This window comes from Aliidiomarina soli, assembly GCF_003986975.1.
Taxonomy (GTDB): Bacteria; Pseudomonadota; Gammaproteobacteria; order Enterobacterales; family Alteromonadaceae; genus Aliidiomarina; species Aliidiomarina soli.
In genome coordinates this window covers 401,088-425,586 of the sequence record NZ_PIPO01000003.1, presented here as the reverse complement: position 1 = coordinate 425,586, position 24,499 = coordinate 401,088, and the positions used below count along the sequence as shown (strand labels likewise).

Below are 24,499 nucleotides of genomic sequence, written 5' to 3'. Positions count from 1 at the left end.
TAAGTGGATGATGAGTCAGCCTTTTGCCAGTTCAGTCAGCATCGAGCGAATGGCTTTAACGGCATGCAGTGCAGCCTGGTTATCGCCATGCACGCATAAGGTGTCTGCTGGCATTTTAATCTGATTACCCGAAATGGTACGTACGCTGCCGTGGGTTGCAATTGAGCGTGCCTGCTCAAGCACCTTGGCAAGTTCATGGTGTACCGCGTGCGGGTCACCCCGCGCAACCAGGCCGCCATTGTCGTTGTACGCGCGATCCGCAAAGGCCTCAAAGCGAAGTGTAATCCGATGCTGGGCAGCCTCATCACGTAATTGCTGGTGCGCAGCCGTTGCCAGCATAACCACTGGCAGATCGGAACGATACGCCGCAACAGCACGCAAGATACCACGCCGGGTTGACTCATCTTGCATCATCGCATGGTACAGTGCCCCATGGGGTTTAACATACCCGACCTCTGCCCCCTGGCTTCGTGCAACGCCATCTAACGCAGCCAACTGATACAGTACCAGCGCATAGACGTCTTCTTCTCTCAGCGCCATGGCACGGCGGCCAAACCCTTCTTTGTCGGGATACCCTGGGTGCGCACCGATTTCCACCTGATGCTGAATTGCCAGTCGCACCGTTTTATACAGGGTCGACGGGTCCGATGCATGAACGCCGCAGGCTATATTCGCCTGGTCAATTAACGGCATCACCAGTTCGTCCTGGCCCATTGACCAGGCACCAAAACTTTCACCGAGATCACAATTTAACTTAAGCATAGATCGCCTGTTAACTAGCCCTTAGGCTCTTTTTTGTCGGTCTTCTTGCTACTGGCTTCAGCGGCCTCGTGTTGCTTCTCAGAAAAGCGCAGCTGCGTGCGCATAAAGGCGTGCAAAGCGAGCCCGACTGACGCCAGCCAGAAAGTTGGTTGCGCCAAAAACCAATAACCGTGCTCGAATTTAATCGCGATTGAGCTGATGACGCCAAAGGTGAATAGCGCCGTGGTCACGTAGAGTGCCGGCAGCTGCAACTTCTGCACCTGATCAAAGCGTAACAGACCAGCCAGGCAGCCAAACACAATCCCCAGCGCTATAGGCAGAAATACAGCATGCCAGTTCAGGCCAGTGCTGGTAATGACCTGAAGCAGGTCACTCGGGTCACTAAGCAGGAAAATCAATCCAATAGGTGCTGTGACCAGGGCAATCGCTTTTTGAATATTCATAGTGCCGCTCTTATTACATATAGTGGCGCCTATAATGCCAAACTTGGCGCTATTAACAAACCAGACCTTGGTCGCATGGTTAAAAAAGCTTGCGCATCCAGCTCAGTGGAATGCGTTTCATAATAAAACCTAACGGAGCCCAGGGCCACCAGGGTACATAGGCAGTAGCGACTTCTTTTTCAATTTGCTTCACCATGGCTTTAACCCCGGGCACGGTATCCACCATAAATGGCGTTTCCTTGACCTTCTCGTTCAGCTCAGAGCGGATATAACCAGGCATAATACAACTCACCTTGATCGGTTTACGCAGCACGTCGGAGCGGATCCCTTCGGTCAATGACTCCAGTGCCGCCTTACTGGACGCATACGCTGTCATCGCGCCCGGCATGCCACGCACCGCGCTCATTGAAGAAATGGTGACCAGGTGACCGTCATTCTGTTCACGGAACACTTCCATTGCCGCTTCACACTGCGCCATCGCGGCAATGTAATTGGTCATCGCCGTTTGCTTGTTGGCGTCGAAATTGCCTTTACCTATACCAACGCCTTTGCCCATGCCCGCGTTTACAATGAAGCGGTCAATCTTACCAAAGTCCTGCTTAAACTCTCTGACCACAGCGAAGACACGGTCATGGTCATTCACATCCAGTGCTTTCACTTCAATGCGAATGGCGGGATTTGCCGCCATCAGCTCGGCTTTTAACGCCTCTAAACGATCGGTACGCCGCGCGCACAAACCAAGATTGCGTCCCATAGCTGCGAACTGGCGAGCCATCTCTTCGCCAAGGCCTGAACTCGCGCCGGTAATTATAATAGTTTGTCGCATACTGGATTCCTTTTATTACTGCTTGATTGAAGCAGGCTACTTTCACCTTAACGGGCGCTTAATAATGTCCTTTCAGGACCGTTAAAATGCATATGTTCATTTAAACTAATCAACTGAGCGCCGTGACGACTGGACACCGACACTTTGGTAATGCCGCCGTTAACCAGGCGCCAGTTTAGCCGCAATGCCTGCTCTACATTCATCCCCAGCAGTTCACGCACCACCAGTGAGATGGGTCCGCCCGAGGTTACCACCAGCACTCGTTCACCGAGTTTCAGACTGCCAAAGAGCTCTGTACTTGCCTCGGCAATACGCTGTTCAAAGTCAGCAAAGCTTTCCTTGTAGTCATTGGCCTGGGCGCCGCCCACCCAACGTTTCATAGCGGCAACAAAATACTCCTGAAAGTAACGCTCCTGATCGGGCTGGCCGGCGATTTGTTCGCGCAACGCCCCAGCCTCGCGGCCGTGCACGTCAAGCACCTCGCTATGGTTAAATTCATTCCAGGCTGGATTTTCCTGCCACAGCGGTACGTTATCTACACCTGATTGCTTTATCCCTTGCAGGAGCCCCTCAACGGTTTGCCGCTGACGTTGCAGCGAGCCACTTATAATTCGCCCCGGCAGCACCTCCTGGCGAGCCAGAAATTCGCCGTTAAAACAGGCCTGAGCATAGCCTGTATCGCTCAGTTGATCGTAATTTTCGCTGCCAAAAGACGCCTGCCCATGGCGCATTAGATAGATACTAGCCATGTCGTTAACGTCCCCGCTGACGAATGAGTTTGCGGCAGCGCCAATGCAAATAATGGACTAAAAACCAAAAATTCTTGAACGCTTTATTGCTGGTCTGTTTATGGTAGTAACGATAGTAAATTTGCTGCGCTATCGCGGACAAGCGGAACAGTCCATAGACTTCATAAAAAACGAAATCCTCCGCATCAATGCCCATCTTCTCACAGTAGTAGTCGATGATTTGACGGCGGGTAAACATACCCGGCAAATGGGTTGGCTGGCGACGGGTCGAGCGGGCAATAGCGTCGTCATCGGCTTCAATCCAATACGCCAGCATATTACCGACATCCATCAAGGGGTCCCCAATGGTAGCCAGTTCCCAGTCCAGCACCGCCAGGACGTCGGTCGGGTCTGAAGGGTTCAGGATCAGGTTGTCCAGCCGATAGTCATTGTGGGTCATACACAGCCGCTCCTCTGTCGGGAGATTGGCCGCTAACCATTTCATAATTTTGTTGCCAGACGGAACATTCCAGGTTTTCGCCTGGCGATATCGTTTGCTCCAGCCACTTACCTGACGCTCAGCATAGCCAGCCCCTTTGCCCAGTTCCTGCAGCCCGGACGATTCAATATCGATGCTATGCAAGGCGACTAATTTATCCAGCATAGTGCGACACAAACTGGACGTCTGTTGCTCACTCAAGGACAGGCCGCGCGGCATGTTTTTGCGCGGAATAATGCCTGCAATGCGACGCATAACATAAAAATCGCTACCAATCAGCGAGGTATCGGCGCAATAACCAATCATCTCAGGGACCCACGGAAACTCACTCTTTAGCGCGCTTTGTAACTTGTATTCACGCCCCATGTCGTGCGCAGAACGCGCTTTGGTTCCGGCTGGTCCGCGGCGTAAAATAAAGTCATGCTGCTGGCTAAAGAACAAGCGATAGGTCCAGTTCGAAGCGCCGCCAGTAAACTGACTCACCTCAGGCTCCCCGGACAAGCCATCAACCTTGCTCGCTAGCCATTGGCTGACTGCGCTGACGTCAAAGGTTTCTTCGTCACGCACGCTACTGCCGGTGTCTATCAGTGCCGGATTACTCATGACTTGTCCCCCTGCCGGTATTTTTTAAGTTCAGTGCGGGTAACCATAGCCTTATGAACTTCATCCGGACCATCGGCAATACGCAATGCCCTCGCCGTGGTCCACAGCGCCGCCAAGGGCACGTCATTGCTCATTCCTGCACCACCATAAATCTGGATTGCATCGTCGACTACGCGCTGCAATACATTGGGCACCACCACTTTAATCCCTGAGATCTCGCTCATTGCATGCTTAACGCCCAAACGGTCAATCTTGTCCGCCGCGCTAAGGGTATACAAACGCGCCTGATCAATCGCCATTCGATGTTCTGCAATTCGTTCTGCATTCCCACCCAGTTTCAGCAACGGCTGACCAAACGCCTGACGCGACGCGGCGCGTTCAATCAAAAGTTGCAGGGCATACTCTGCAGCGCCCAACGCACGCATACAATGGTGAATACGGCCAGGTCCTAAACGGCCCTGAGCAATGGCGAAACCGGCCCCCAGGTCGCCAATCACGTTGCCACGTGGGACACGCACCTGATTAAAATTCACTTCGCCATGCCCATAGGGTGGATCAAAACTGTTAAAGGCCGGCAACATGCGTTCGATTTCAACCCCTGCAACATCGAGCGGCACAATCACCATAGAATGACGCTGATGTTTGTCTGCCTGAGGCCGCGAGACCCCCATTACAATGGCAAATTTAGCATGCGGATGGCCTAAACCGGTCGACCACCATTTGCGCCCGTTAACCAACACATGGTCTCCGTCTTCTTCGATAGTGGCGGCCATATTGGTCGCATCAGACGAGGCAACATCGGGCTCTGTCATACAAAACACAGAACGGATATCACCAGCCAGCAGAGGTGCCAACCAGCGCTGCTTCTGTTGGTCACTGCCAAAGTGATACAAGACTTCCATATTGCCGGTGTCCGGCGCATTGCAGTTAAATATCTCGGGCGCGATCAAACTACGCCCCATACGCTCTGCTAGTGGCGCATACTGCAGGGTGGTCAGGCCCTGACCCAGTTCAGCATCGGGCAAAAACAAATTCCATAAACCCGCATCACGGGCCTGTTGTTGCAATGCTGTAATTTGCGGCAATTGCTGCCAGCTTTTGAAGTCCGCGTGATCCTGCTCTGCCAGCGCCTGCATGCACTCAGCCTCGACGGGCTGGACATGGCTGATCATAAAATCGTTTAAACGTGCAAGGTAACTTTTACTGCTCGCGTCCTGTTCAAAATGCATGGTCAGACCTCAAAAATTGTTTAGCTCATCCTAACCGCCAGAATAAAATGAATGAAGTGAATTTTATTAAGACATTAAAATGAATTATATTCATCTTTAGACCTAATCATCTGAGAGCTAAGCTGCCACAATGGATTTTAATCAACAGCGTTTCAATCATCTGGATCTCAACCTGTTACGGGTCCTGCGCGAAATCTACCTGCAACGTCAGCTCAATCTTGCGGCCGACCAACTGGCTTTGTCGCCATCTGCTCTCAGCCATGCCCTGCGCAGACTGCGTGACCACTTTCAGGACCCGCTGTTTGAACGGCACGGACGGCAGCTGGTACCCACGCCGTACTGCGAGCATCTGGCCCCCGTTGTGATTCAACACTTACTGGCACTGCAGCAACTAATAGCCACCCCGCAATTATTCGACCCGCAAACGGCGCAGCTGACCTTTACCATAGGCATGCCTGAAGCTATGGAAAGCAGTCTGCTACCGCGTCTGCATCACCTTGTTCAGCAACTCGCCCCACACTGTCGTTTACGCAGTGTGCCCTATGTGCGTGATCACTTAACTGACAGCCTGACCAGACGCACGCTGGATTTGATTGTAGACGTTGAGATGGCAATTCCACGGCCGGTCTGTCATGCGCCTTTTATGCAGGACCATTTTGTTGTCTTAAGCCGCAAACCAGTGCAGCTCGAAACCATGCAGCACTACCTTAGTCACCCCCATATTGCTGTGTCCGGGCGACCTCAGGGGATTGTGCTTGAAGATATGCCACTGCTTAAAGCTGGCTTTGAACGAACCATTGAGCTTCGCTGCCAGAGTTATCAAAGCGCTGCTCAAATTGCCGCCGGCAGTGAACTGTTACTAACGGTGCCCGATTTAATTGGCGCGCCACTGGCTCAGCAGTATCCTCTGCACCAGGCCCCCCTGCCCCTTACCAGCACCGAGATTCAATTGCGTGTTTACTGGCACCAGCAGGACAACGATGATCAGGCCAACCGTTGGCTTCGACACAATTTGATACAACTGGGAGATGCCGGCAAGCGTACTTTTGCGTAAACTAACAAAAAAATCACAACTGGCGAACTCATTACCATGCTGCGACTACTTACTATTGTTTTGTTTACCGGACTGGCCACCGCACCTGCGCAGGCGCAAAGCTTCTTTCTTGATACCGCCGAACCTTATGAGGAAGTGGTCGAGCAACTTCGCGCGCAGGATCTTGATGCCGCAAAAGACACGCTTGATGCATTGTCAGACGAGCACGGCAACACAGGCGATTACCATTATTTACAGGGTTTAATTAAAATGACCCAGTTGCAGGATGCCGGAGCACTGCGTTCAGCCATGCTCGCGCGTGGCCTGCGGCGTGACCTTGAAAGTGCACTGGAAACAGACCCCGATCATGCCCTTGCTCACTTTGGTTTGGTTCAGTTTCATCGGTTCGCGCCAGGCTTACTTGGCGGCAGTGCTGAAAAACTTAGTTTTCATAAGCAACGACTGGTTGAGCTGGATAGCCCTTTGCAATTTCCGGCTGAGATCCCGCGGGCTCAAATGGAAGAAAATGAGCAGGAGGAAATCGCACTTTATCAGGCCTGGCTTGAGCATACACCGGATAGCTTTGATGCCCACTTCGAGTTTAGCCTCCGTCTTATCGCTCTGCAACGATATCAGGCAGCACAGCAACAGCTGCAGCGAAGCCTGGAACTGGCTTCTGACTCAGTTCGCTCTGACGCACTCTACCAACAGGTTCGCTTAGCGGCCGTTGCAGATAGCGACGTGACCCCGGCGTTCCGCCAACAGGCATATCAACAGGGTATCGAAATGCTCGAAAACGGTCCGCAGTCACTTAGCCACGACCCGGCCTGGTTGCAATTACGCCTGGCACAGGTCGAAACAAAGCTAACCCTGCATGAGCAAGCCAACACGCGCCTGCAGCAGGTTATCGAGCTGGCCGACCGCAGCGACGAGCGTCTGCAGTCTGAAATTGAACAACTGCGACAAGCCCTGGATGCGAAGAGTTAAATCAGGCGAGGTCAAAAACGAAAGTTGAGTCCCATGGCATAGGTCCACTCATCATGGGCCTGGCCAACCAAAGGCTCGCTTTCATTGCTGTAACTTACATCCAGAGTCAGTGAAAAGACCCGGTTCAGCCGACTGGTGATACCTGCGTTAACCACACTGCGTACGTCAGAGAAGTCCTCAATGGCTGGTTGAACGTAAAAATTCACCGCCAGCTCAGCATTGTCGCTCAAGGGGTAACTCGAATTAAGATAAAAATTCAGTCGCCAGTCATTGCGCTCAATCTGCTCCGCTAAGGGTGGCACAACCGAGCGCTCTTCATACATCAGGCCTGCGCCGCCATAGCCGTCCACCAGCGCGGTTTCAATACGAACACGGGCATTGCTGCCAATCAGTTGCCGTTCATAATCCTGGTTCAGTGGCTCACTCTGATGCTGGCCGAACAGTTCCCAGGCAATGCCATTAACCACCTGACGGGTGTGGCGCAAATGAGCAAAATACTCTTCCGAGTAGGTCTCACCCTCAGCCCTGTCATTGGCGACGGTGAACAGCAGCAGATTGCGCACCTTAAGATCGTCGCTTATCCACTGGGTACCACCATTGAGCGATAGTTTATCCTCTTCAAGGTTTCCCCGTTTACCACTTAAACTTAATGTACTACTCAACATCCAGCCTGGTTTTGTCTCATCCATACGCATATCTTCGATATTGACGATAGACAGCGCCGGGGCTGAAAACAGCGCCACTGCTACGAGCAAACACCTTAACCACAAAGAGCGCATACGACCTCTCTATTTAATTATCTACACAGACAAAAAAGGCGCCCTAAGGCGCCTTTTCAGCAATTAAACCAGACTTACCAGCCAGTTTTCTCGCGTAGTGCTTTACCGATTTCAGCCAGGCTGCGAACGGTCTTAACACCTGCTGCTTCAAGCGCAGCAAATTTCTCATCTGCAGTACCTTTACCACCAGCGATAATGGCACCAGCATGGCCCATACGCTTACCTGGAGGCGCAGTAACACCAGCGATGTAAGAAACCACAGGCTTAGTTACATTCTCTTTGATGTACTCAGCGGCTTCTTCTTCTGCAGTACCACCGATTTCACCGATCATCACGATCGCTTCCGTCTGTGGATCCTTCTCGAACATCTCAAGGATGTCGATGAAGTTTGAACCAGGAATAGGGTCACCACCGATACCAACACAGGTAGACTGGCCGAAACCTTCGTCAGTCGTCTGCTTAACGGCTTCGTAAGTCAAAGTACCTGAACGCGATACGATACCTACTTTACCTGGCTTGTGGATGTGACCTGGCATGATACCGATCTTAGACTCACCCGGGGTGATAACACCTGGGCAGTTAGGACCAATCATACGCACGCCTTTAATGTCCAGGTACTCTTTCACGTACAGCATATCGATGGTAGGGATACCTTCGGTAATACAAACGATTAGCTCGATGCCAGCGTCTGCTGCTTCAATGATAGAGTCCTTACAGAAAGGTGCTGGTACGTAGATAACAGACGCCGTAGCACCGGTTTGTTCAACCGCTTCACGCACTGTGTTAAATACAGGCAGACCTAAATGCGTCTGGCCGCCTTTACCTGGCGTTACACCGCCAACCATCTGTGTACCATAAGCAATCGCTTGCTCAGAGTGGAAAGTACCCTGGCCGCCAGTGAAACCCTGACAGATTACTTTGGTGTCTTTATTAATTAATACGCTCATGCCTGGCCTCCTGCAGCTTCAACCACTTTCTGTGCTGCGTCAGTCAGACTGGTAGCAGCGATAATGTTCAGGCCGCTTTCTTTCAGCTTTTCAGTACCCAGTTCAGCGTTGTTACCTTCAAGGCGAACAACTACTGGTACTTTAACGCCTACTTCTTCAACTGCGCCAATGATACCTTCTGCGATCATGTCGCAACGTACGATACCACCGAAGATGTTGACCAGAACGGCTTTAACACTGTCGTCAGACAAGATGATTTTGAACGCTTCAGAAACACGCTCTTTGGTCGCGCCGCCACCAACGTCAAGGAAGTTAGCTGGCTCGCCGCCGCTCAACTTAACGATGTCCATAGTACCCATCGCCAAACCAGCGCCGTTGACCATGCAACCGATGTTGCCATCGAGTGCTACATAGTTCAGTTCAAAGCTAGCCGCGTGCGCTTCGCGCGCATCTTCCTGTGAAGGATCGTGGAATTCTTTGATTTTTGGCTGACGGTACATCGCATTGCTGTCGATGTTGATTTTACCGTCAAGGCAGTGCAAATCACCTTTGTCAGTGATAACCAGCGGGTTGATTTCAAGCAGTGCGAAATCGTACTGTTCGAACATCTTCGCCAGGCCTAAGAAAATCTTAGTGAACTGCTTAACCTGCTCCGGGTTCAGACCCAGTTTAAAGCCAAGTTCACGGCCCTGGTATGGCAGTGCGCCAACCGTAGGGTCGATGGTTGCTTTCAGAATTTTCTCTGGAGTTTCTTCTGCAACGGTTTCGATGTCCACGCCACCTTCAGTCGAGGCCATGAATACGATTTTACGCGTTGAGCGATCGATAACAGCGCCCAGGTAAAGCTCCTGCTCGATCTCAGTCAGATCTTCAACAGAAATTTTGTTTACCGGCTGACCATTTTCGTCTGTTTGATAAGTTACCAGGTTTTGACCCAGCCACTTGTCTGCAAAGCCACGAACTTCGTCCAAGCTTGATACCAGTTTCACACCGCCCGCTTTACCGCGGCCACCAGCGTGAACCTGACACTTAACTACCCATTTGTCGCCGCCAATTCGTTTGGCCGCTTCAACAGCTGCATCCGCCGAGTCTGCCGCTTCACCGTTTGATACTGGTAAACCGAACTCACGGAACAACTGCTTTGCTTGATACTCATGCAAATTCATGATGCTTTTTCCATCTGTTCATTCAAAATGAAAGCAGCCTGAGCTGCTTACCCGAATTTCGCGTCGGATTATAAGCTTTTAGACGCAAAAATGACAGCCGCAGTTTACACTGCGGCTGCGGTCTTCCCCTTTACACGTCCAGAAGCAGACGTTGCGGGTCTTCCAGCAAGTTCTTCACGGTAACCAGGAAGCCTACCGATTCTTTCCCGTCAACAATGCGGTGGTCGTAAGATAACGCCAGGTACATCATCGGCAGGATTTCGACCTTGCCATCTACCGCCATTGGACGATCCTGGATTTTGTGCATGCCCAGGATGGCACTTTGCGGTGGATTCAGAATTGGAGTTGATAACAGCGAACCAAATACACCACCGTTGGTGATGGTAAAGTTACCGCCCTGCATCTCGTCCAGAGTTAGTTTGCCGTCACGACCTTTGATTGCCAGGTCTTTGATATTCTTCTCAATATCAGCCAGACCCATCTTATCGCAATCACGCAGTACCGGTGTTACCAGGCCACGTGGCGTCGACACGGCAATGCTAACGTCGAAGTAGTTGTGATAAACAATCTCATCACCGTCAATCGACGCATTCACTTCAGGGAAACGCTTGAGCGCTTCAACCACAGCTTTCACGTAGAAAGACATGAAGCCTAAACGGGTGTCGTGACGCTCTTCAAATTCTTTCTGGTACTTTTTGCGCAGGTCCATGATTGGCTTCATGTTGATCTCGTTAAACGTGGTCAACATCGCGGTATCATTTTTCGCACCTAACAGACGTTCAGCAATACGCTTGCGTAAACGGGTCATAGGTACACGTTTTTGCGTCCGGTCGCCCGCGCCTGCCACTGGTGCAGATTCCTGCTTGCTTTCTTTCTTCGCCGAGCCAGACTCTTTGGCGTTCTTAACGTGCTTCTCAACATCTTCTTTGGTCAGGCGGCCATTCTTGCCACTGCCTTTGACATCCGAAGCGTCCAGATCATGTTCTTTCAGCAGGCGGCGTACCGACGGGCTGACTGCATCTGAGCTGTCTTTGTCGCTATCTGACGCGCTTGAGGTTTCTGCCTTATCAGACGATTTCGCAGCTTTCTTAGCGGACCCTTTCTTGGCTGAACCACCGGCAACAATTTTACCAATCACGTCTTTGGCGCCAACGGTTGCGCCTTCGTCGTGAATAATTTCTTCCAGCACACCATCAGCTTCAGCAACCACTTCAAGAACCACTTTATCGGTTTCGATATCAACCAGGTTCTGGTCACGGCTAACACTTTCGCCTGCTTTCACATGCCAGGTAGCAATCGTTGCATCGGTGACTGACTCAGGTAATTCAGGCACTTTAACGTCGATGCTCTCGCCGCTGCCCTGCTCTTCGTTGTCGCCGTCATCATTGTCGCCGTCTTCAGCGTCATCTGAGCTGTCGTCAGTATCACTGTCGTTGTCATCATCGCTGTCGTCGCTTTCAGCGTCAGCATCGGCTGCGCCTTCGCCTTCTTCGATTTTGCCAATCACAGCTTTGCTTTCCACGGTATCGCCTTCTTCGGCGGTAATTTCAGCAATCACGCCATCAGCTTCAGCAACCACTTCCAGAACGACTTTATCAGTCTCGATGTCTACCAGGTTCTGGTCACGGCTTACTTTGTCGCCTTTCTTAACGTGCCATGTTGCAATAGTTCCGTCAGCAACGGATTCAGGTAATTCAGGTACTTTTATTTCAATCGCCATCGTTAAATTTCACCTATTTAATGGTTAGCGCATCGTTGACTAATTTATCTTGCTGTTCTTTATGCACTGAGGCGTAGCCTACAGCCGGAGACGCCGACGCGGCGCGCCCTGCATACGTCAGCTTAGCTCCCTCAGGAATCGCTTCACGGAAGTGGTGCTGCGAACAGTACCAGGCTCCCTGGTTTTGCGGTTCTTCCTGACACCAGACAAAATCTTTCACGTGCTGATAGTCTTTCAGAGTTTCGGCCATTTCCTGATGCGGGAATGGGTACAGCTGCTCGATACGAACAATCGCAACGTCATCGATTTCTCTTTCACGGCGCTGTTTTAACAGTTCGTAATACACTTTACCGCCACAGAAAACAACACGTTTCACTTTCTTCGCTTGTTGCTGATCAATTTCACCAATCACGTTCTGGAACACGCCATCGGTCAGTTCTTCCAGATCCGACACAGCATCCGGGTGACGTAACAGCGATTTTGGTGTCATCACAATCAATGGACGACGTACCGGACGGATTTGTTGACGACGCAGCATGTTGTACACCTGTGCTGGCGTTGTCGGTGTACAGACCGACCAGTTATGGTCCGCTGATAGCTGCAGGAAACGCTCTAAGCGTGCTGAGCTATGTTCCGGACCCTGCCCCTCGTAGCCATGGGGTAACAACAGGGTTAAGCCACACAGGCGACCCCATTTTTGTTCACCTGAACTGAGGAACTGGTCAATGACTACCTGAGCGCCATTCGCAAAGTCACCAAACTGCGCTTCCCAAATGGTCAGCGTATTTGGTTCAGCCGTGGCGAAGCCGTATTCAAAAGCCATCACCGCTTCTTCAGACAGCACCGAGTCGTAAATCTCAATTTTCGCCTGGTTCTCAGCAATGTGCTGCAATGGCATATGAGTTTTAGCGTCTTTCTGATTGTGCAGCACCGCATGGCGATGGAAGAAGGTCCCGCGCCCAGTGTCCTGCCCAACCATGCGGATCGCATGACCGTGCTTGACTAAACTTGCATAGGCCAGTGTTTCCGCCATACCCCAGTCAAGCTTACGCTCACCCTTGGCCATTTTGCGGCGTTCTTCATACACTTTAGCAACCCGCGAGTTAAGCTTAAAGTCTTCCGGAACATCGCTTACTTTGTTGGCTAAATCGGTCAGTTCTTCGAGGCTCAAACGTGAGTCATATTCCACGTCCCAGTCATTATCAATAAACGGTGACCAGTCCACAGAATGCGCTTTCATCGGCTGCCACTCTTCCACTACACAATCGCCTTTATCCAAAGCGTCGCGATAGTCAGCAACCAGTTTTTTGACCTCTTTCTCGCTCACTAACTTGTCATCGAGTAAGCGTTTTGCATACAGCTCACGAGCCACTGGATGCTTTTTAATTTTCTGATACATCAGCGGCTGAGTTGCGTTTGGCTCGTCCGCTTCGTTATGCCCGTGACGACGGTAACAAACCAGATCGATAACCACATCACGCTTAAATGCGTTGCGATAGTCGACCGCCATCTGCGCCACAAACAGCACCGCTTCAGGGTCGTCAGCGTTGACATGGAAAATGGGTGCCTGGACCATTTTTGCAATATCAGTGCAGTACTGAGTAGACCGCGCATCTTCCTGTTTCGAGGTGGTAAAGCCAACCTGGTTATTGACCACGATACGGATACTGCCACCAACCCCGAACGCACGCGTACGAGACAGGTTGAAGGTTTCCTGAACCACACCCTGACCCGCGATTGCCGCATCACCATGAATGGTTATTGGCAAAGCCTTGCTGCCATCAGCGCAACCCCGACGCTCCATACGAGCACGGACTGAGCCCATCACAACCGGGTTAACAATTTCCAGGTGCGACGGGTTAAAAGCCAATGCCAAATGGACGTTACCGCCTTCAGTCTTAAAGTCTGAAGAGAAGCCCATATGGTATTTCACGTCACCTGAGCGGTCGTACTGAACGCCCTTACCGGCAAATTCGTTGAATAGTTCCTGCGGGTGCTTGCCAAGCACGTTGATCAGCACATTCAGGCGGCCACGGTGAGCCATGCCGACAACGACTTCTTTAGCGCCGCTTTCACCACCACGATGGATCAACGCCTTGAGCAACGGAACCAGGCTGTCACCACCTTCCAGTGAGAAACGTTTTGCGCCCGGGAATTTTGAGCCCAGGTACTTTTCCAGGCCGTCGGCCGCGGTCAGTTCCTGCAACAAACGTTTACGTTGCTGCTCGGAAAACTTCGGCTGACCTAATTCAGATTCGAAACGTTGCTGGATCCAGCGTTTCTCTTCGGTCGATACAATGTGCATGTATTCTGCACCGATCGAACCGCAGTAGATTTTTTCCAGCGCAGAATGAATTTCACCGAGTGTTGCAGTGTCCTTGCCAATCGCAAGAGACCCTACATTAAACTCGGTGTCATAATCATCTTTGCTTAGTGAGTGGTGCTCAAGCCGCAGATCAGGAACCTGTTCCTGTTTCCATAACTCGAGCGGATCCAGATTAGCATGCTGGTGACCACGGAAGCGAAAGGCGTTGATCAACTGCAATACCTTGACCTGCTTTTCCGACATTTCAGAGTTACCACCCTGAGTCCCGGCAAGCTTCAGCTTGTTTTTCGCCATTTCACGAAACTGATCACGCACTTCACTGTGCTTAATATCAACACTGCCAGTTGGCATGCTATCGAAAAAATCGCGCCATTCATCCCCGACAGCGCTCGGGTCATCCAAATACAGCTCGAAAAGTTCTTCGATATAGCCGATGTTGCCACCGGCTAAATGTGAAGACTCTATCCAGGCTTGCATTGCACCATTTTGCATTGCTTTTCCTTTCAATCTGTTACCACTAAAAAGCGGCGGTGAGTTAGACCGCGCGGCTCAACAGCATCGATTTAATGTGACCAATTGCTTTGGTCGGGTTCAGACCCTTAGGACATACGCTGACACAGTTCATGATACCGTGGCAGCGGAAGACACTGAAGGCATCGTCCAGGTCGTCCAGACGTTGTTCCGTCGCGGTATCCCGGCTGTCTGCCAGGAAACGATACGCGTGCAACAAACCAGCTGGGCCAACGAACTTATCTGGATTCCACCAGAACGAAGGGCACGACGTTGAACAGCATGCGCACAAAATACACTCGTACAGACCATCCAGCTTAGCACGCTCTTCTGGTGACTGCAGGCGTTCACGCGCAGGTGGTGTTTTATCTTCATTGATCAGATAAGGCTTAACCCGCTCGTATTGTGTATAGAACTGTTCCATGTCGACAATCAGGTCACGAATGACAGGCAACCCAGGCAGTGGACGAACCACGACTTTTTTGCCTTTCAGCGACGACACTGGAGTAATACAGGCCAGGCCGTTCTTACCATTCATATTAAGGCCGTCTGAGCCACAGACACCTTCACGGCAAGAGCGACGAAATGCCAGACTTGGATCCTGCTCTTTAAGCATAATCAACGCGTCCAACACCATCATGTCCTGCTTTTCGTCTACTTCTAAGGTGTATTCCTGCATGCGAGGCTTAGCATCGACATCCGGGTTATAACGATAGATTGAAAACTGCAATTTTTTCATCGTCTTCAGCCCCTATTAATAAGTACGCGCTTTCGGCGGGAATGCTTCTCGAGTCTTCGGCGCCATGTTGACTTCGCGCGTCGTCATCGATTCATTTTCTGGGCGGTACACGGTGTGAACCAACCAGTTTTCGTCATCACGGTCAGGGAAGTCAGCACGGCTATGCGCACCACGGCTTTCCTTCCGGAAGTTCGCTGCAACCGCAGTTGAGAACGCGGTTTCCATCAGGTTATCCAGCTCAAGCGCTTCGATACGAGCGGTGTTAAATTCGGCACTGGTGTCATCCAGACGAGCAAACTTCAGACGCTCACGAATTTCTTTCAGCTCTTTCAAGCCTTCTTCCATCGCATCGCCTTCACGGAACACGGAGAAATTCATCTGCATGCAGTTTTGCAGGTCTTTCTTAATTTGTGCCGGGTCTTCGCCTTTCTGGGTATTATTCCAGCGCTCAGTGCGAGCCATAGCAGTTTCCAGATCGCTCTGCGACGCTGGGCGTGCTTCGACGTTGGCCGCCAGTGCGTCTGCCAGGTGCAAGCCTGTTGCGCGACCGAATACAACCAAATCAAGTAGCGAGTTACCACCCAGGCGGTTAGCGCCGTGGACAGATACGCAGGCAATTTCGCCGCAGGCAAAGAGACCCTGAATCGGGGTCGTTTTACCATTCGCATCGACTTGCAATGCCTGACCATTAACGTCCGTTGGAATACCACCCATCATGTAGTGACAGGTTGGAATAACCGGAATTGGCTCTTCTGCCGGATCAACGTGAGCAAAGGTTTTCGCCAGATCACAAACACCTGGTAAGCGTGACTCAAGTACATCACGGCCAAGGTGGTCAAGCTTAAGCTTAAGATGCGGGCCGTACGGACCTTCACAGCCACGTCCTTCACGAATCTCGGTCATCATCGAACGTGCAACCACGTCACGACCAGCCAGATCTTTCGCGTTCGGTGCATAGCGTTCCATGAAACGCTCGCCGTCTTTGTTCAGCAGGTAACCACCTTCACCGCGGCACCCTTCCGTCACCAGTGTACCGGCACCTGCAATGCCAGTTGGGTGGAACTGCCACATTTCCATATCCTGCATCGGCACGCCAGCACGCAGCGCCATACCTACACCGTCACCGGTATTAATATGCGCATTGGTGGTCGAGGCAAAGATACGCCCTGCGCCACCAGTTGCCAGTACGACAGCTTTAGCTTTTACGAAGACGGTTTCGCCAGTCTCGATATTCAGGGTGGTTACACCCACCACTGCACCGTCCTGGTTCTTAACTAAATCCAGTGCATACCACTCAGAAAACACCGTGGTTTTATTTTTTACGTTCTGCTGATAAAGCAAGTGCAACAACGCATGACCAGTACGGTCAGCTGCCGCCGCAGTACGAGCTGCCTGCTCGCCACCAAATTCTTTCGACTGGCCACCAAATGGACGCTGGTACACAGTGCCGTTTTCGAAACGCGAGAATGGTAAGCCCATGTTCTCCATTTCCAGAATCGCTTCCGGACCTGTCTTACACATGTACTCAATCGCGTCTTGGTCACCGATGTAATCAGACCCTTTAACGGTATCAAACATGTGCCATTCCCAGTTGTCTTCATGGGCATTACCCAGTGCAACTGTGATTCCGCCTTGCGCCGAGACCGTATGTGAACGGGTTGGAAATACTTTCGACATCAGAGCACAGGTCATGCCGTTTTGCGAAATTTGCAGTGCTGCACGCATGCCCGCACCGCCAGCGCCGATTACGACGGCATCAAATTCTAGTTCTTTCATGTTTATACACCCCACAACACGAATAAGCCGGTCAGCCAGTAGACAATCAATGCCAGGCTCACAATGAACTGCAATACACCACGACCAAATGAATGCTTCACATAGTCAGTCAGCACTTGCCAGATGCCAATCCAGCCGTGCACCAGTACTGCGGTTAACGCCAGTAAGGTGTAAACTTTCATCCAAAGATTACCGAACAAACCCGTCCAGGCTTCGAATGTTAAATTCGGGGTTGCTACTAAAAAGCAAACCATGAATATCGCGTAAGTCGCCAGAATAAGCGCACTCGCGCGCAACAAGATATAGTCGTGCGTACCGCTACGACCAAAAGTAGATGCAACATTTACCATAACCAAACTCCAGCAAGCACGGATAATACAATGGCCAGAACAATAGCGGCTTTAGCACTCAGATTGCCAGAGCCCAATTCTTCCCAGTAACCCAGGTCCATCACCATGTGGCGCAGACCAGACAGAATGTGGTAGCCAAGTGCGGTCAGAATCCCCCAGACCACAAATTTCAGCAACGGGTTTGCCAACACCGCACGAGCTTGTTCGAATCCTTCAGGAGAGGACAGCGAAATTGCCAACAACCACACCAGAAAACCCAGGGTAACCAGCATGATAACGCCGGAGACTCGGTGTAGGATCGATGCAATCGCTGAAGGCGGAAAACTTATTGTGTTAAGTTCTAAATTAACAGGTCTTTGTTTTTTCACGATTGTTGCCTTATTAAAAGCACATAAATGAAGGTCCGCAAAGTATATCCAGCAGCGCTTACAATTACAATTCCCCTATCCCATCAGTTTTTTAATCCTCGGCGTACAGTTTTTAGGGGGGCTGCTCCTGGTTTTTGCTGCTATCTACGACTAAAGTCGATCATTACAATCCAAAAAATTCATACCATACGTATATACCCGTTATTATAAGGATGGAAACGGCATATCCGACGCCCAAACTGGCGAAAACATTCTAAACGGGCGTTTACCCTAAATTGACAAATGCCCCCCGGATCGAGTAAAACTAGCGCACTTTTTTGATTCGAAATCATTTCGGACCCTAACAAAAGCGAGGAGATTTCCTTATGGCTGACCGTAAAGCCACCCTGCAAATCGACGGTAAGAGCATTGAGCTACCCGTACTGTCCCCAACTGCAGGCTACGATGTTGTTGACGTACGTACACTTGGCAAACACGGCTACTTCACATTCGACCCAGGCTTTTTAGCGACTGGCTCATGTGAATCTAAAATCACCTACATTGATGGTGATAAAGGTGTCTTGTTGCACCGCGGCTACCCTATTGATGAACTAGCAACTCAGGCAGATTACCTTGAAGTTTGCTACATGCTCATTCATGGCGAAGCGCCGACCAAAGAAGAGTATAAAGAATTCGAGAAAACGATCACCCACCACACCATGGTGCATCAAGGAATTCATAACTTTTTCAATGGCTTCCGTCGTGATTCTCATCCTATGGCGATGCTTTGCGCAATTGTTGGGGCGCTCTCTTCTTTCTACCATGATGATTTGGATATCTCAGACTCTGAACAGCGCATCCGTAGCGCTTATCGTCTGATTGCGAAAATGCCGACTATCGCTGCAATGTGCTACAAGCACAGCATCGGTCAGCCGTTCGTATATCCTAAAAATGAGCTGAGCTACTCAGAGAACTTCCTTAACATGATGTTCTCGGTACCCGCTGAAGACTACGAAATCAGCCCGGTTATCTCCAAAGCCATGGACCGTATTTTCACTCTGCATGCTGATCACGAACAGAACGCGTCAACCTCGACCGTTCGTTTAGCAGGTTCTTCAGGCGCCAACCCGTACGCTTGTATTGCAGCTGGTGTTGCCTCGTTGTGGGGTCCAGCCCATGGTGGTGCTAACGAAGCCTGTCTGAAAATGCTGGCTGAAATCGGTTCAGTTGACCGTATTCCAGAATTCATTGAGCGCGCAAAAGATAAAAATGACCCGTTCCGTCTGATGGGCTTTGGTCACCGTGTTTATAAAAACTTTGACCCGCGTGCCACGGTAATGCGCGATAGCTGTCATGAGGTTCTGAAAGAGCTGAAAGTTGAAGATCCATTATTAGACGTTGCGATGGAACTTGAGCGAATTGCCCTTGAAGATGAGTACTTCGTAGAGAAGAAACTTTACCCGAACGTAGATTTCTACTCCGGTATCATCCTTAAAGCAATTGGTATCCCAACCAGCATGTTCACCGTTATTTTCGCTCTGTCACGCACGGTTGGCTGGATTTCACACTGGCACGAGATGCTCGGTGAGAAAGGTCAGAAAATCGGTCGTCCTCGTCAGTTGTACACAGGCGAAACCAAGCGCGAATTTAAACCGCTGAAGCGTTAAACGCGAATTAAGCGGGCGAAGCTTCGCCAATAAAAAAAGCCGACATGATGTCGGCTTTTTTTGTTTCAATTTTATCGGCTATAATCTGGCTTACCAGACAGCATTAACCACAGTGCTAAATGCGTCGCCTCAGTTACAAACGAAACGAGTCAACTGACTCCACCAGGGCCTCGCGCTCAGTATCCCAACGCTCCGCCAGCGCAGTAGCAGTGACTACATAAAAGTAGTTACCTTCCTTCAACACCCGCGAAAACCAGTGGAACTCAGTCCCTTGCATACTGCCGGTATATTCAAATATCAGCTCATTATCACCACGAGCCAGATCAAGCATTTCAAAATCAAGTTGCTCAAACTGCTGCACACTCAGTGCTTCGTAGTCTTCCAGGCTGCCTTCATAGGGCTGGATTTGCAGATTCACATTCGCTGCAAAGCCATCCGCAGCGGGTAAAAAATACTGAAAAACCTGCCCGCCCACTTCACGTGGGAAACTCGGAGGTGTAAATTCAAAATCTGTGGACTCTACTGGCTGAGCAAGCACAGCACTGCTAGCACTCAGACTGAGCAGCAGAATCATCGGTAAAAAGGCCTTTTTTACTGATTTCATTACCGTTTTCCTTCCTGAAAAAACTATTGTAAGCGGCTTAAATTAGCAGTCTGGTTCGTTGCAAACAAGTAGTTGGGGCAACTTTTACCGAGCATTAACACAGGTTCACACGCCGCTAGTGCTAGCCAGTAAGTGTTTCACCCGTGCTCTCAACTGCGGCACAATCTCTGACTCAAACCAAGGGTTTCGTTTCAACCATCGATTATTCCGCGGGCTCGGGTGTGGCAAAGCCAGTACCTCGGGCCACAATCGCTGATAATCCGCAACCGCCGCCGTTACCGTTTTATAGCTGCCGGGCAGATGCCAGTTGATAGCGTACTGACCAATTAGCAGCGTCATCTTTCTGTTGGTCAGCTCTGCCATCAGAGGTTGTCGCCAGGTCGCTGCACATTCTGGTCGCGGTGGCAGATCTCCCTGACTGCCCGTGCCCGGGTAACAAAACCCCATCGGCGCTATAGAAAAGAGTCGGGCATTGTAAAACTGCTCGCGATCCACTCCCAGCCAACTGCGCAGGCGCTCACCACTGGCGTCATCAAAAGGTTTACCAGAGGCGTGGACTTTGCGCCCGGGTGCCTGCCCAACCAGTAATATTGGCGCCTCCCGCGTTGCCTGAATCACCGGCCGTGGACCCAAAGGCAGATGAGCCCGGCATAGTTCACAACGCCGAATCGCGTGCAGTAATTCGTCAAGTGAATCCATTACAGACTAAAGGCGTTAAGACGCCACTTAAGGGTATCGGTAAACTGGCGAAACTGGCTGACGCGGCCATCTTTCAATTGCCAAACGTGAACAAACTGCGCATCCAGAGGCTTTTTAGTGACATGATGAAGCCCCTTGTATCGGCCCTCAACCACTACTTTATTGTCCATCTCATAATATCGTTCCGCTAAAATCTGCAAATCAGGATAATCTTTCTGCAAGCGCTGAAATACTCCCCCAGCGACTTCGTCCGGCCCCACATAAGGGTTTCCGTCCGCGTATGGCGAACTTTCCGCTTCATACCAGTGCACCGAATGGTGCAATTGTTCAACGACCTCAGTCAAGGCGCCTCGGGTAAACGCCTGATACACCGCCTTGACCCTAGCAAGATTGTCCATAACAGTCTCCTGCCTGATCTGGGTATGTGAATGACTCTGCCACGAGTATAGACCCTCCGCGCTTATCTGCCTGTGACTTGCGCGCTGTGCGTGCCTACTGTATGCTTCGCGGCGCAACACCCCACCGACACCAAGGACACTATGACTTTTAAAAACCTCGGCCTTTGCCCGGAAATTCTGCAAGCGCTCGACGCCCAGGGTTACACTCAGCCCACGCCAATTCAGCAACAAGCTATTCCCCCTATTCTGGCAGGGCGCGATGTCATGGCGGCAGCACAAACCGGAACAGGCAAGACGGCGGGGTTCACCCTTCCCATCCTGCAGAAACTAAAAGATGGCAAGTCAGCTAAAAGCAATCATACGCGGGTACTTATTCTTACCCCGACGCGCGAGCTGGCTGCTCAGGTTGGTGAAAGCGTTCGTCTGTACAGCCAAAACCTGGGAATTCGCTCCACGGTGGTATTTGGTGGGGTCAAAATTAATCCACAAATGATCGCTTTACGCAAAGGGGTCGATATCCTGGTCGCCACGCCTGGCCGCTTGCTGGATCTTCATCAGCAAAACGCGGTTAAGTTTGAGCAACTGGAGATGCTGGTGCTGGATGAAGCGGATCGCATGCTGGACATGGGCTTCATTAATGACATTAAACGCATTTTTAAGCTGCTGCCGAAAAAACGTCAGAACCTGTTGTTCTCGGCTACCTTTTCAGAGTCCATCCGGGCCCTTGGCAAAGGCTTAGTCAATGATCCGGTTGAGGTCTCAGTCACACCACCTAATACAACCGTAGAGCGTATCGAACAACGTGTTTACCCAGTCACCAAAAGCCAGAAAAGCAAACTGCTTATTACCCTGCTGCGTGAACTGAATCTGCCTCAGGTACTGGTCTTTACCCGTACCAAACACGGTGCCAACCGGCTTACCCGTCAACTTGAAAACGACGGTATTCTGGCCGCTGCCATTCACGGCAATAAGAGCCAGGGTGCGCGTACCAAAGCACTGGCCGACTTTAAAGCTGGCGGTGTTCAGGTCCTGGTCGCAACCGATATTGCCGCTCGCGGCCTTGATATTGACCAACTACCTTACGTCATTAATTACGAGCTACCGCAAATTGCAGAAGACTATGTTCACCGGATTGGTCGTACGGGTCGCGCCGGCGCAACCGGGCATGCTCTGTCGTTGGTGATGGAAGATGAAATCCGCCAGTTACGGGCGATTGAGAAATTCAGTGACCAGACGCTTGAACTGGCTGATATGACCCCGTACAAAACTGAATTTACCGCGGTTTCATTAGCTGGCCCGGGTAAGAAACCAGAGCCAAAGCCAAATCAGGGAAATCGCTCACGTCGCCCTGCTGGCAGAAAGTCACCTACAGCGGCGAAGTAATTCGAGGTAAGGCGCCAACGGCTGCTCAATTCCTGAACGGAATACACGCAGTGGCGCCGCTCCCTCTCCTCTCAGCTTGCTGTGCTGCGAGTGCTCATCGTTAGTCTGCTGCAACAGCGCGAATAACTGTTTAACGGTGCCCTGATTGCCATCAATCAGGGTTACGCTGTCCCCTACCATCGTCTGCAACGCATTACGAAAATAAATAAAATGGGTACAGCCAAGAACCACTGCTGAATAGTCCGCTAAGCGGTAGTGGCTCAACTGATGCTGCAAATACCGGGTAACCTCGGGTGAATCAAATGTCTGCTGTTCAGCGAAAGTAACCAGCATATCCATCGCCAGCTTGTCTGTTTGTTCACTGCCATCTAAGCGTTGCAATAATTGACTTAATTTACTTTCCTGCAGCGTTAACGAGGTGGCCATCACCATCACCCGTTTCTTACTCGCCCGCTGCAACGCTGGTTTAACCGCCGGCTCCATGCCAATCACCGGAAAAGAAAAGCGCAAACGCAACTCTTTAATGCAAACCGAGGTGGCGGTATTGCAGGCAATCACCAGCGCATCAAGCTGCTGCCCGGCAAGAAAGTCAGCTGCCTGCAGGACACGGTCACGAACCTCTGCCGCAGGTTTAGCCCCATACGGCGCATGCTCAGAATCTGCATAATACAGATACTCGTGCGCCGGTTGTTGTCGCTGCGCTTCGGCAAGCACAGTCAAACCGCCAATTCCTGAATCAAAGAACGCAATCCGCATAAAAAACCCCAGTACTCAGACCGGGGTATTATACATACTTTGCCGCATGATCACTGGCGCTGTCGAATCGCTGCGATAAGTTTATCTTTGTTCATTGAACTTCGCCCTTTAATCGATAGCTCCGCCGCACGGTTATACAGCTGCTGCTTAGTTCGCTCTTCAAGTGGCGTATTCGGGTTGCCAGTGCCTTTAGTTTGCTTGCTCTCGCTGCGCCCTTCCTGTTGGCGCTGCTGGTTTACCGTCCGCGCTGCAATTTCTTCAGCATCGGCGTTACTTTTCCCGCGTTTACGTTCACTGCTTTTAACATGCTGGTACTGGCGTTCGTCTTTATCACTCCAGGCCTTTGGCATCAGAAACCTCCTTAGTAGCAGGGCTTAACGACGCAGATTAAGGGCAATCAGCTCATTCTTAGCTATAGCGTAATCGCCCTGCTTCGCAAGTTTCTTTACAGCCAATTAAAACAGCCAGCGAACCCCAACCATGGTGACCAGCGGATCAATATCCACCGCGACGCGTTGAACCGTGGTGCCGTTCACCCGCACCCGACCCGTGGTCGCTATATTCATTTGACTGACCATCGCGTGGATGCCAAGGTTTTCTGTCAACTGAACATTAACCCCAGCCTGCAGCGCCAGCCCCCAGGAATCTGATAACGTCAAAGAGACCTCATCAGTACCCTGGGTCACCCCTAAACTGTCCAGAGCACCGCTTAACTGCCCATCTACCTGTTCATCAAAGAAGGTGGTGTAGTTAAGACCTATCCCGATAAAGGGCTGCCAACGGTCAGAAAAACGGGTCACGTGGTACTGAGCCAGCAGCGTTGGTGGCAAATGCTTGGTTTTACCGACATGCAAGCCATCGATGGCTGAACCGCTGACCTCGATATCATGACTAAATGGGGTGGCGGCGATCAGCTGAACGGCCCAGTTAGGGTTGAATTTGTAGTCCAGGGTGATGCCTAACTGAGTATTACCATTGACCGCCAGCTCTGTTGAACCAGGCGTCAGCCCCGCCACCTCTTCAATCACATTGAGGTTGGAACTGGATTCCTGCGGCCCTACATACACAGGCCCTACATTCAAACCCCATTGAGCCTCGGCGGCAAAGGAACTCATTGCGACAATGGCGGATACTGCTAACACAGAAGCTTTCATATTCTCTCTCCATAAGGACAACTAAGTAACAAGGTACTGGAGCTAGTCTGAACCTATGCAGCAAGAAA

25 protein-coding genes are annotated in these 24,499 nt (G+C 51.1%); 4 read left to right on the top strand and 21 right to left on the bottom strand.

The annotated features are described in order from the left end of the window. Positions 1–15 precede the first annotated feature (15 nt). From CWE14_RS08530 to CWE14_RS08505, 6 genes are all read right to left on the bottom strand, one after another. Positions 16–762 carry a 5-oxoprolinase subunit PxpA gene (locus CWE14_RS08530; RefSeq protein ID WP_126798983.1) on the bottom strand — a complete coding sequence of 249 codons (747 nt, stop codon included), beginning with the start codon at positions 760–762 and terminating at the stop codon, positions 16–18. A 14-nt stretch (positions 763–776) separates the two neighbouring features. Continuing rightward, positions 777–1,205, bottom strand: coding sequence for a hypothetical protein (locus CWE14_RS08525; protein ID WP_126798982.1), 429 nt, complete (start codon positions 1,203–1,205; stop codon positions 777–779). 79 nt (positions 1,206–1,284) lie between these two features. Further along, the gene (locus tag CWE14_RS08520; protein WP_126798981.1) at positions 1,285–2,031 is read right to left on the bottom strand and encodes an SDR family oxidoreductase; all 747 of its coding nucleotides are present in this window, start codon (positions 2,029–2,031) and stop codon (positions 1,285–1,287) included. 47 nt (positions 2,032–2,078) lie between these two features. Continuing rightward, positions 2,079–2,780, bottom strand: coding sequence for a histidine phosphatase family protein (locus tag CWE14_RS08515; RefSeq protein ID WP_126798980.1), 702 nt, complete (start codon positions 2,778–2,780; stop codon positions 2,079–2,081). 4 nt (positions 2,781–2,784) lie between these two features. Beyond that, the gene (locus CWE14_RS08510; RefSeq protein WP_126798979.1) at positions 2,785–3,861 is read right to left on the bottom strand and encodes a phosphotransferase family protein; all 1,077 of its coding nucleotides are present in this window, start codon (positions 3,859–3,861) and stop codon (positions 2,785–2,787) included. Next, entirely contained in the window at positions 3,858–5,090 is a 1,233-nt protein-coding gene (locus tag CWE14_RS08505) for an acyl-CoA dehydrogenase family protein (RefSeq protein ID WP_126798978.1), read from the bottom strand. The genes CWE14_RS08510 and CWE14_RS08505 overlap by 4 nt, the downstream gene beginning before the upstream one ends. 130 nt (positions 5,091–5,220) lie before the next feature. Here CWE14_RS08505 and CWE14_RS08500 point away from each other — a divergent pair, with 130 nt between their 5' ends. Then, complete coding sequence (locus tag CWE14_RS08500) at positions 5,221–6,144, top strand: LysR family transcriptional regulator (protein WP_126798977.1); 924 nt, start codon at positions 5,221–5,223, stop codon at positions 6,142–6,144. A 36-nt stretch (positions 6,145–6,180) separates the two neighbouring features. Further along, complete coding sequence (locus tag CWE14_RS08495; RefSeq protein WP_126798976.1) at positions 6,181–7,110, top strand: tetratricopeptide repeat protein; 930 nt, start codon at positions 6,181–6,183, stop codon at positions 7,108–7,110. Positions 7,111–7,121: 11 nt separating this feature from the next. On the opposite strand, the gene CWE14_RS08490 is transcribed toward CWE14_RS08495, so the two are convergent. The 9 genes from CWE14_RS08490 to sdhC form a co-directional block, all read right to left on the bottom strand. Then, positions 7,122–7,853 (bottom strand): DUF481 domain-containing protein, encoded by a 732-nt coding sequence (locus CWE14_RS08490; protein WP_157981803.1) that lies wholly within the window; start codon positions 7,851–7,853, stop codon positions 7,122–7,124. A gap of 110 nt (positions 7,854–7,963) precedes the next feature. After that, the gene (gene sucD, locus CWE14_RS08485) at positions 7,964–8,836 is read right to left on the bottom strand and encodes a succinate--CoA ligase subunit alpha (protein ID WP_126798974.1); all 873 of its coding nucleotides are present in this window, start codon (positions 8,834–8,836) and stop codon (positions 7,964–7,966) included. After that, positions 8,833–10,002: an ADP-forming succinate--CoA ligase subunit beta gene (gene sucC, locus CWE14_RS08480; protein ID WP_126787606.1), complete on the bottom strand. Its 1,170-nt coding sequence runs from the start codon at positions 10,000–10,002 to the stop codon at positions 8,833–8,835. The genes sucD and sucC overlap by 4 nt, the downstream gene beginning before the upstream one ends. A 130-nt stretch (positions 10,003–10,132) precedes the next feature. Next, entirely contained in the window at positions 10,133–11,722 is a 1,590-nt protein-coding gene (gene odhB, locus CWE14_RS08475) for a 2-oxoglutarate dehydrogenase complex dihydrolipoyllysine-residue succinyltransferase (RefSeq protein WP_126798973.1), read from the bottom strand. Positions 11,723–11,735: 13 nt separating this feature from the next. Next, positions 11,736–14,540 (bottom strand): 2-oxoglutarate dehydrogenase E1 component, encoded by a 2,805-nt coding sequence (locus CWE14_RS08470; protein ID WP_126798972.1) that lies wholly within the window; start codon positions 14,538–14,540, stop codon positions 11,736–11,738. A 43-nt stretch (positions 14,541–14,583) separates the two neighbouring features. Next, positions 14,584–15,297 carry a succinate dehydrogenase iron-sulfur subunit gene (locus CWE14_RS08465; RefSeq protein WP_126798971.1) on the bottom strand — a complete coding sequence of 238 codons (714 nt, stop codon included), beginning with the start codon at positions 15,295–15,297 and terminating at the stop codon, positions 14,584–14,586. 15 nt (positions 15,298–15,312) lie between these two features. Beyond that, entirely contained in the window at positions 15,313–17,073 is a 1,761-nt protein-coding gene (gene sdhA, locus CWE14_RS08460; protein ID WP_420836621.1) for a succinate dehydrogenase flavoprotein subunit, read from the bottom strand. Between the two features lie 2 nt (positions 17,074–17,075). Further along, positions 17,076–17,423 carry a succinate dehydrogenase, hydrophobic membrane anchor protein gene (gene sdhD, locus CWE14_RS08455; protein ID WP_126798970.1) on the bottom strand — a complete coding sequence of 116 codons (348 nt, stop codon included), beginning with the start codon at positions 17,421–17,423 and terminating at the stop codon, positions 17,076–17,078. Further along, on the bottom strand, positions 17,417–17,791 hold the full coding sequence (sdhC, locus tag CWE14_RS08450) for a succinate dehydrogenase cytochrome b556 subunit (protein ID WP_126798969.1): 375 nt from the start codon (positions 17,789–17,791) through the stop codon (positions 17,417–17,419). Before sdhC ends, sdhD begins: the two co-directional genes overlap by 7 nt. Positions 17,792–18,156: 365 nt before the next feature. On the opposite strand from sdhC, the gene CWE14_RS08445 reads away from it, so the two are divergent. Then, positions 18,157–19,437, top strand: a complete 1,281-nt coding sequence (locus CWE14_RS08445; RefSeq protein WP_126798968.1) for a citrate synthase — start codon at positions 18,157–18,159, stop codon at positions 19,435–19,437. 133 nt (positions 19,438–19,570) lie between these two features. Here the strand turns inward: CWE14_RS08445 and CWE14_RS08440 are convergent, their stop codons facing one another. From CWE14_RS08440 to CWE14_RS08430, 3 genes are all read right to left on the bottom strand, one after another. Next, entirely contained in the window at positions 19,571–20,041 is a 471-nt protein-coding gene (locus CWE14_RS08440; RefSeq protein WP_126798967.1) for a hypothetical protein, read from the bottom strand. 105 nt (positions 20,042–20,146) lie between these two features. Then, positions 20,147–20,740, bottom strand: a complete 594-nt coding sequence (locus CWE14_RS08435; protein WP_126798966.1) for a uracil-DNA glycosylase family protein — start codon at positions 20,738–20,740, stop codon at positions 20,147–20,149. Beyond that, the gene (locus CWE14_RS08430; RefSeq protein ID WP_126787597.1) at positions 20,740–21,138 is read right to left on the bottom strand and encodes a nuclear transport factor 2 family protein; all 399 of its coding nucleotides are present in this window, start codon (positions 21,136–21,138) and stop codon (positions 20,740–20,742) included. The genes CWE14_RS08435 and CWE14_RS08430 overlap by 1 nt, the downstream gene beginning before the upstream one ends. Before the next feature lie 141 nt (positions 21,139–21,279). Here CWE14_RS08430 and CWE14_RS08425 point away from each other — a divergent pair, with 141 nt between their 5' ends. After that, positions 21,280–22,521 (top strand): DEAD/DEAH box helicase, encoded by a 1,242-nt coding sequence (locus CWE14_RS08425; RefSeq protein ID WP_126798965.1) that lies wholly within the window; start codon positions 21,280–21,282, stop codon positions 22,519–22,521. Here the strand turns inward: CWE14_RS08425 and murI are convergent. The 3 genes from murI to CWE14_RS08410 form a co-directional block, all read right to left on the bottom strand. Continuing rightward, the gene (murI, locus tag CWE14_RS08420; protein WP_126798964.1) at positions 22,501–23,277 is read right to left on the bottom strand and encodes a glutamate racemase; all 777 of its coding nucleotides are present in this window, start codon (positions 23,275–23,277) and stop codon (positions 22,501–22,503) included. The genes CWE14_RS08425 and murI overlap by 21 nt on opposite strands. Positions 23,278–23,327: 50 nt before the next feature. Further along, positions 23,328–23,627 (bottom strand): Rho termination factor N-terminal domain-containing protein, encoded by a 300-nt coding sequence (locus CWE14_RS08415; RefSeq protein WP_126798963.1) that lies wholly within the window; start codon positions 23,625–23,627, stop codon positions 23,328–23,330. 105 nt (positions 23,628–23,732) lie between these two features. Then, positions 23,733–24,431, bottom strand: a complete 699-nt coding sequence (locus CWE14_RS08410; RefSeq protein WP_126798962.1) for an OmpW/AlkL family protein — start codon at positions 24,429–24,431, stop codon at positions 23,733–23,735. Positions 24,432–24,499 lie beyond the last annotated feature (68 nt).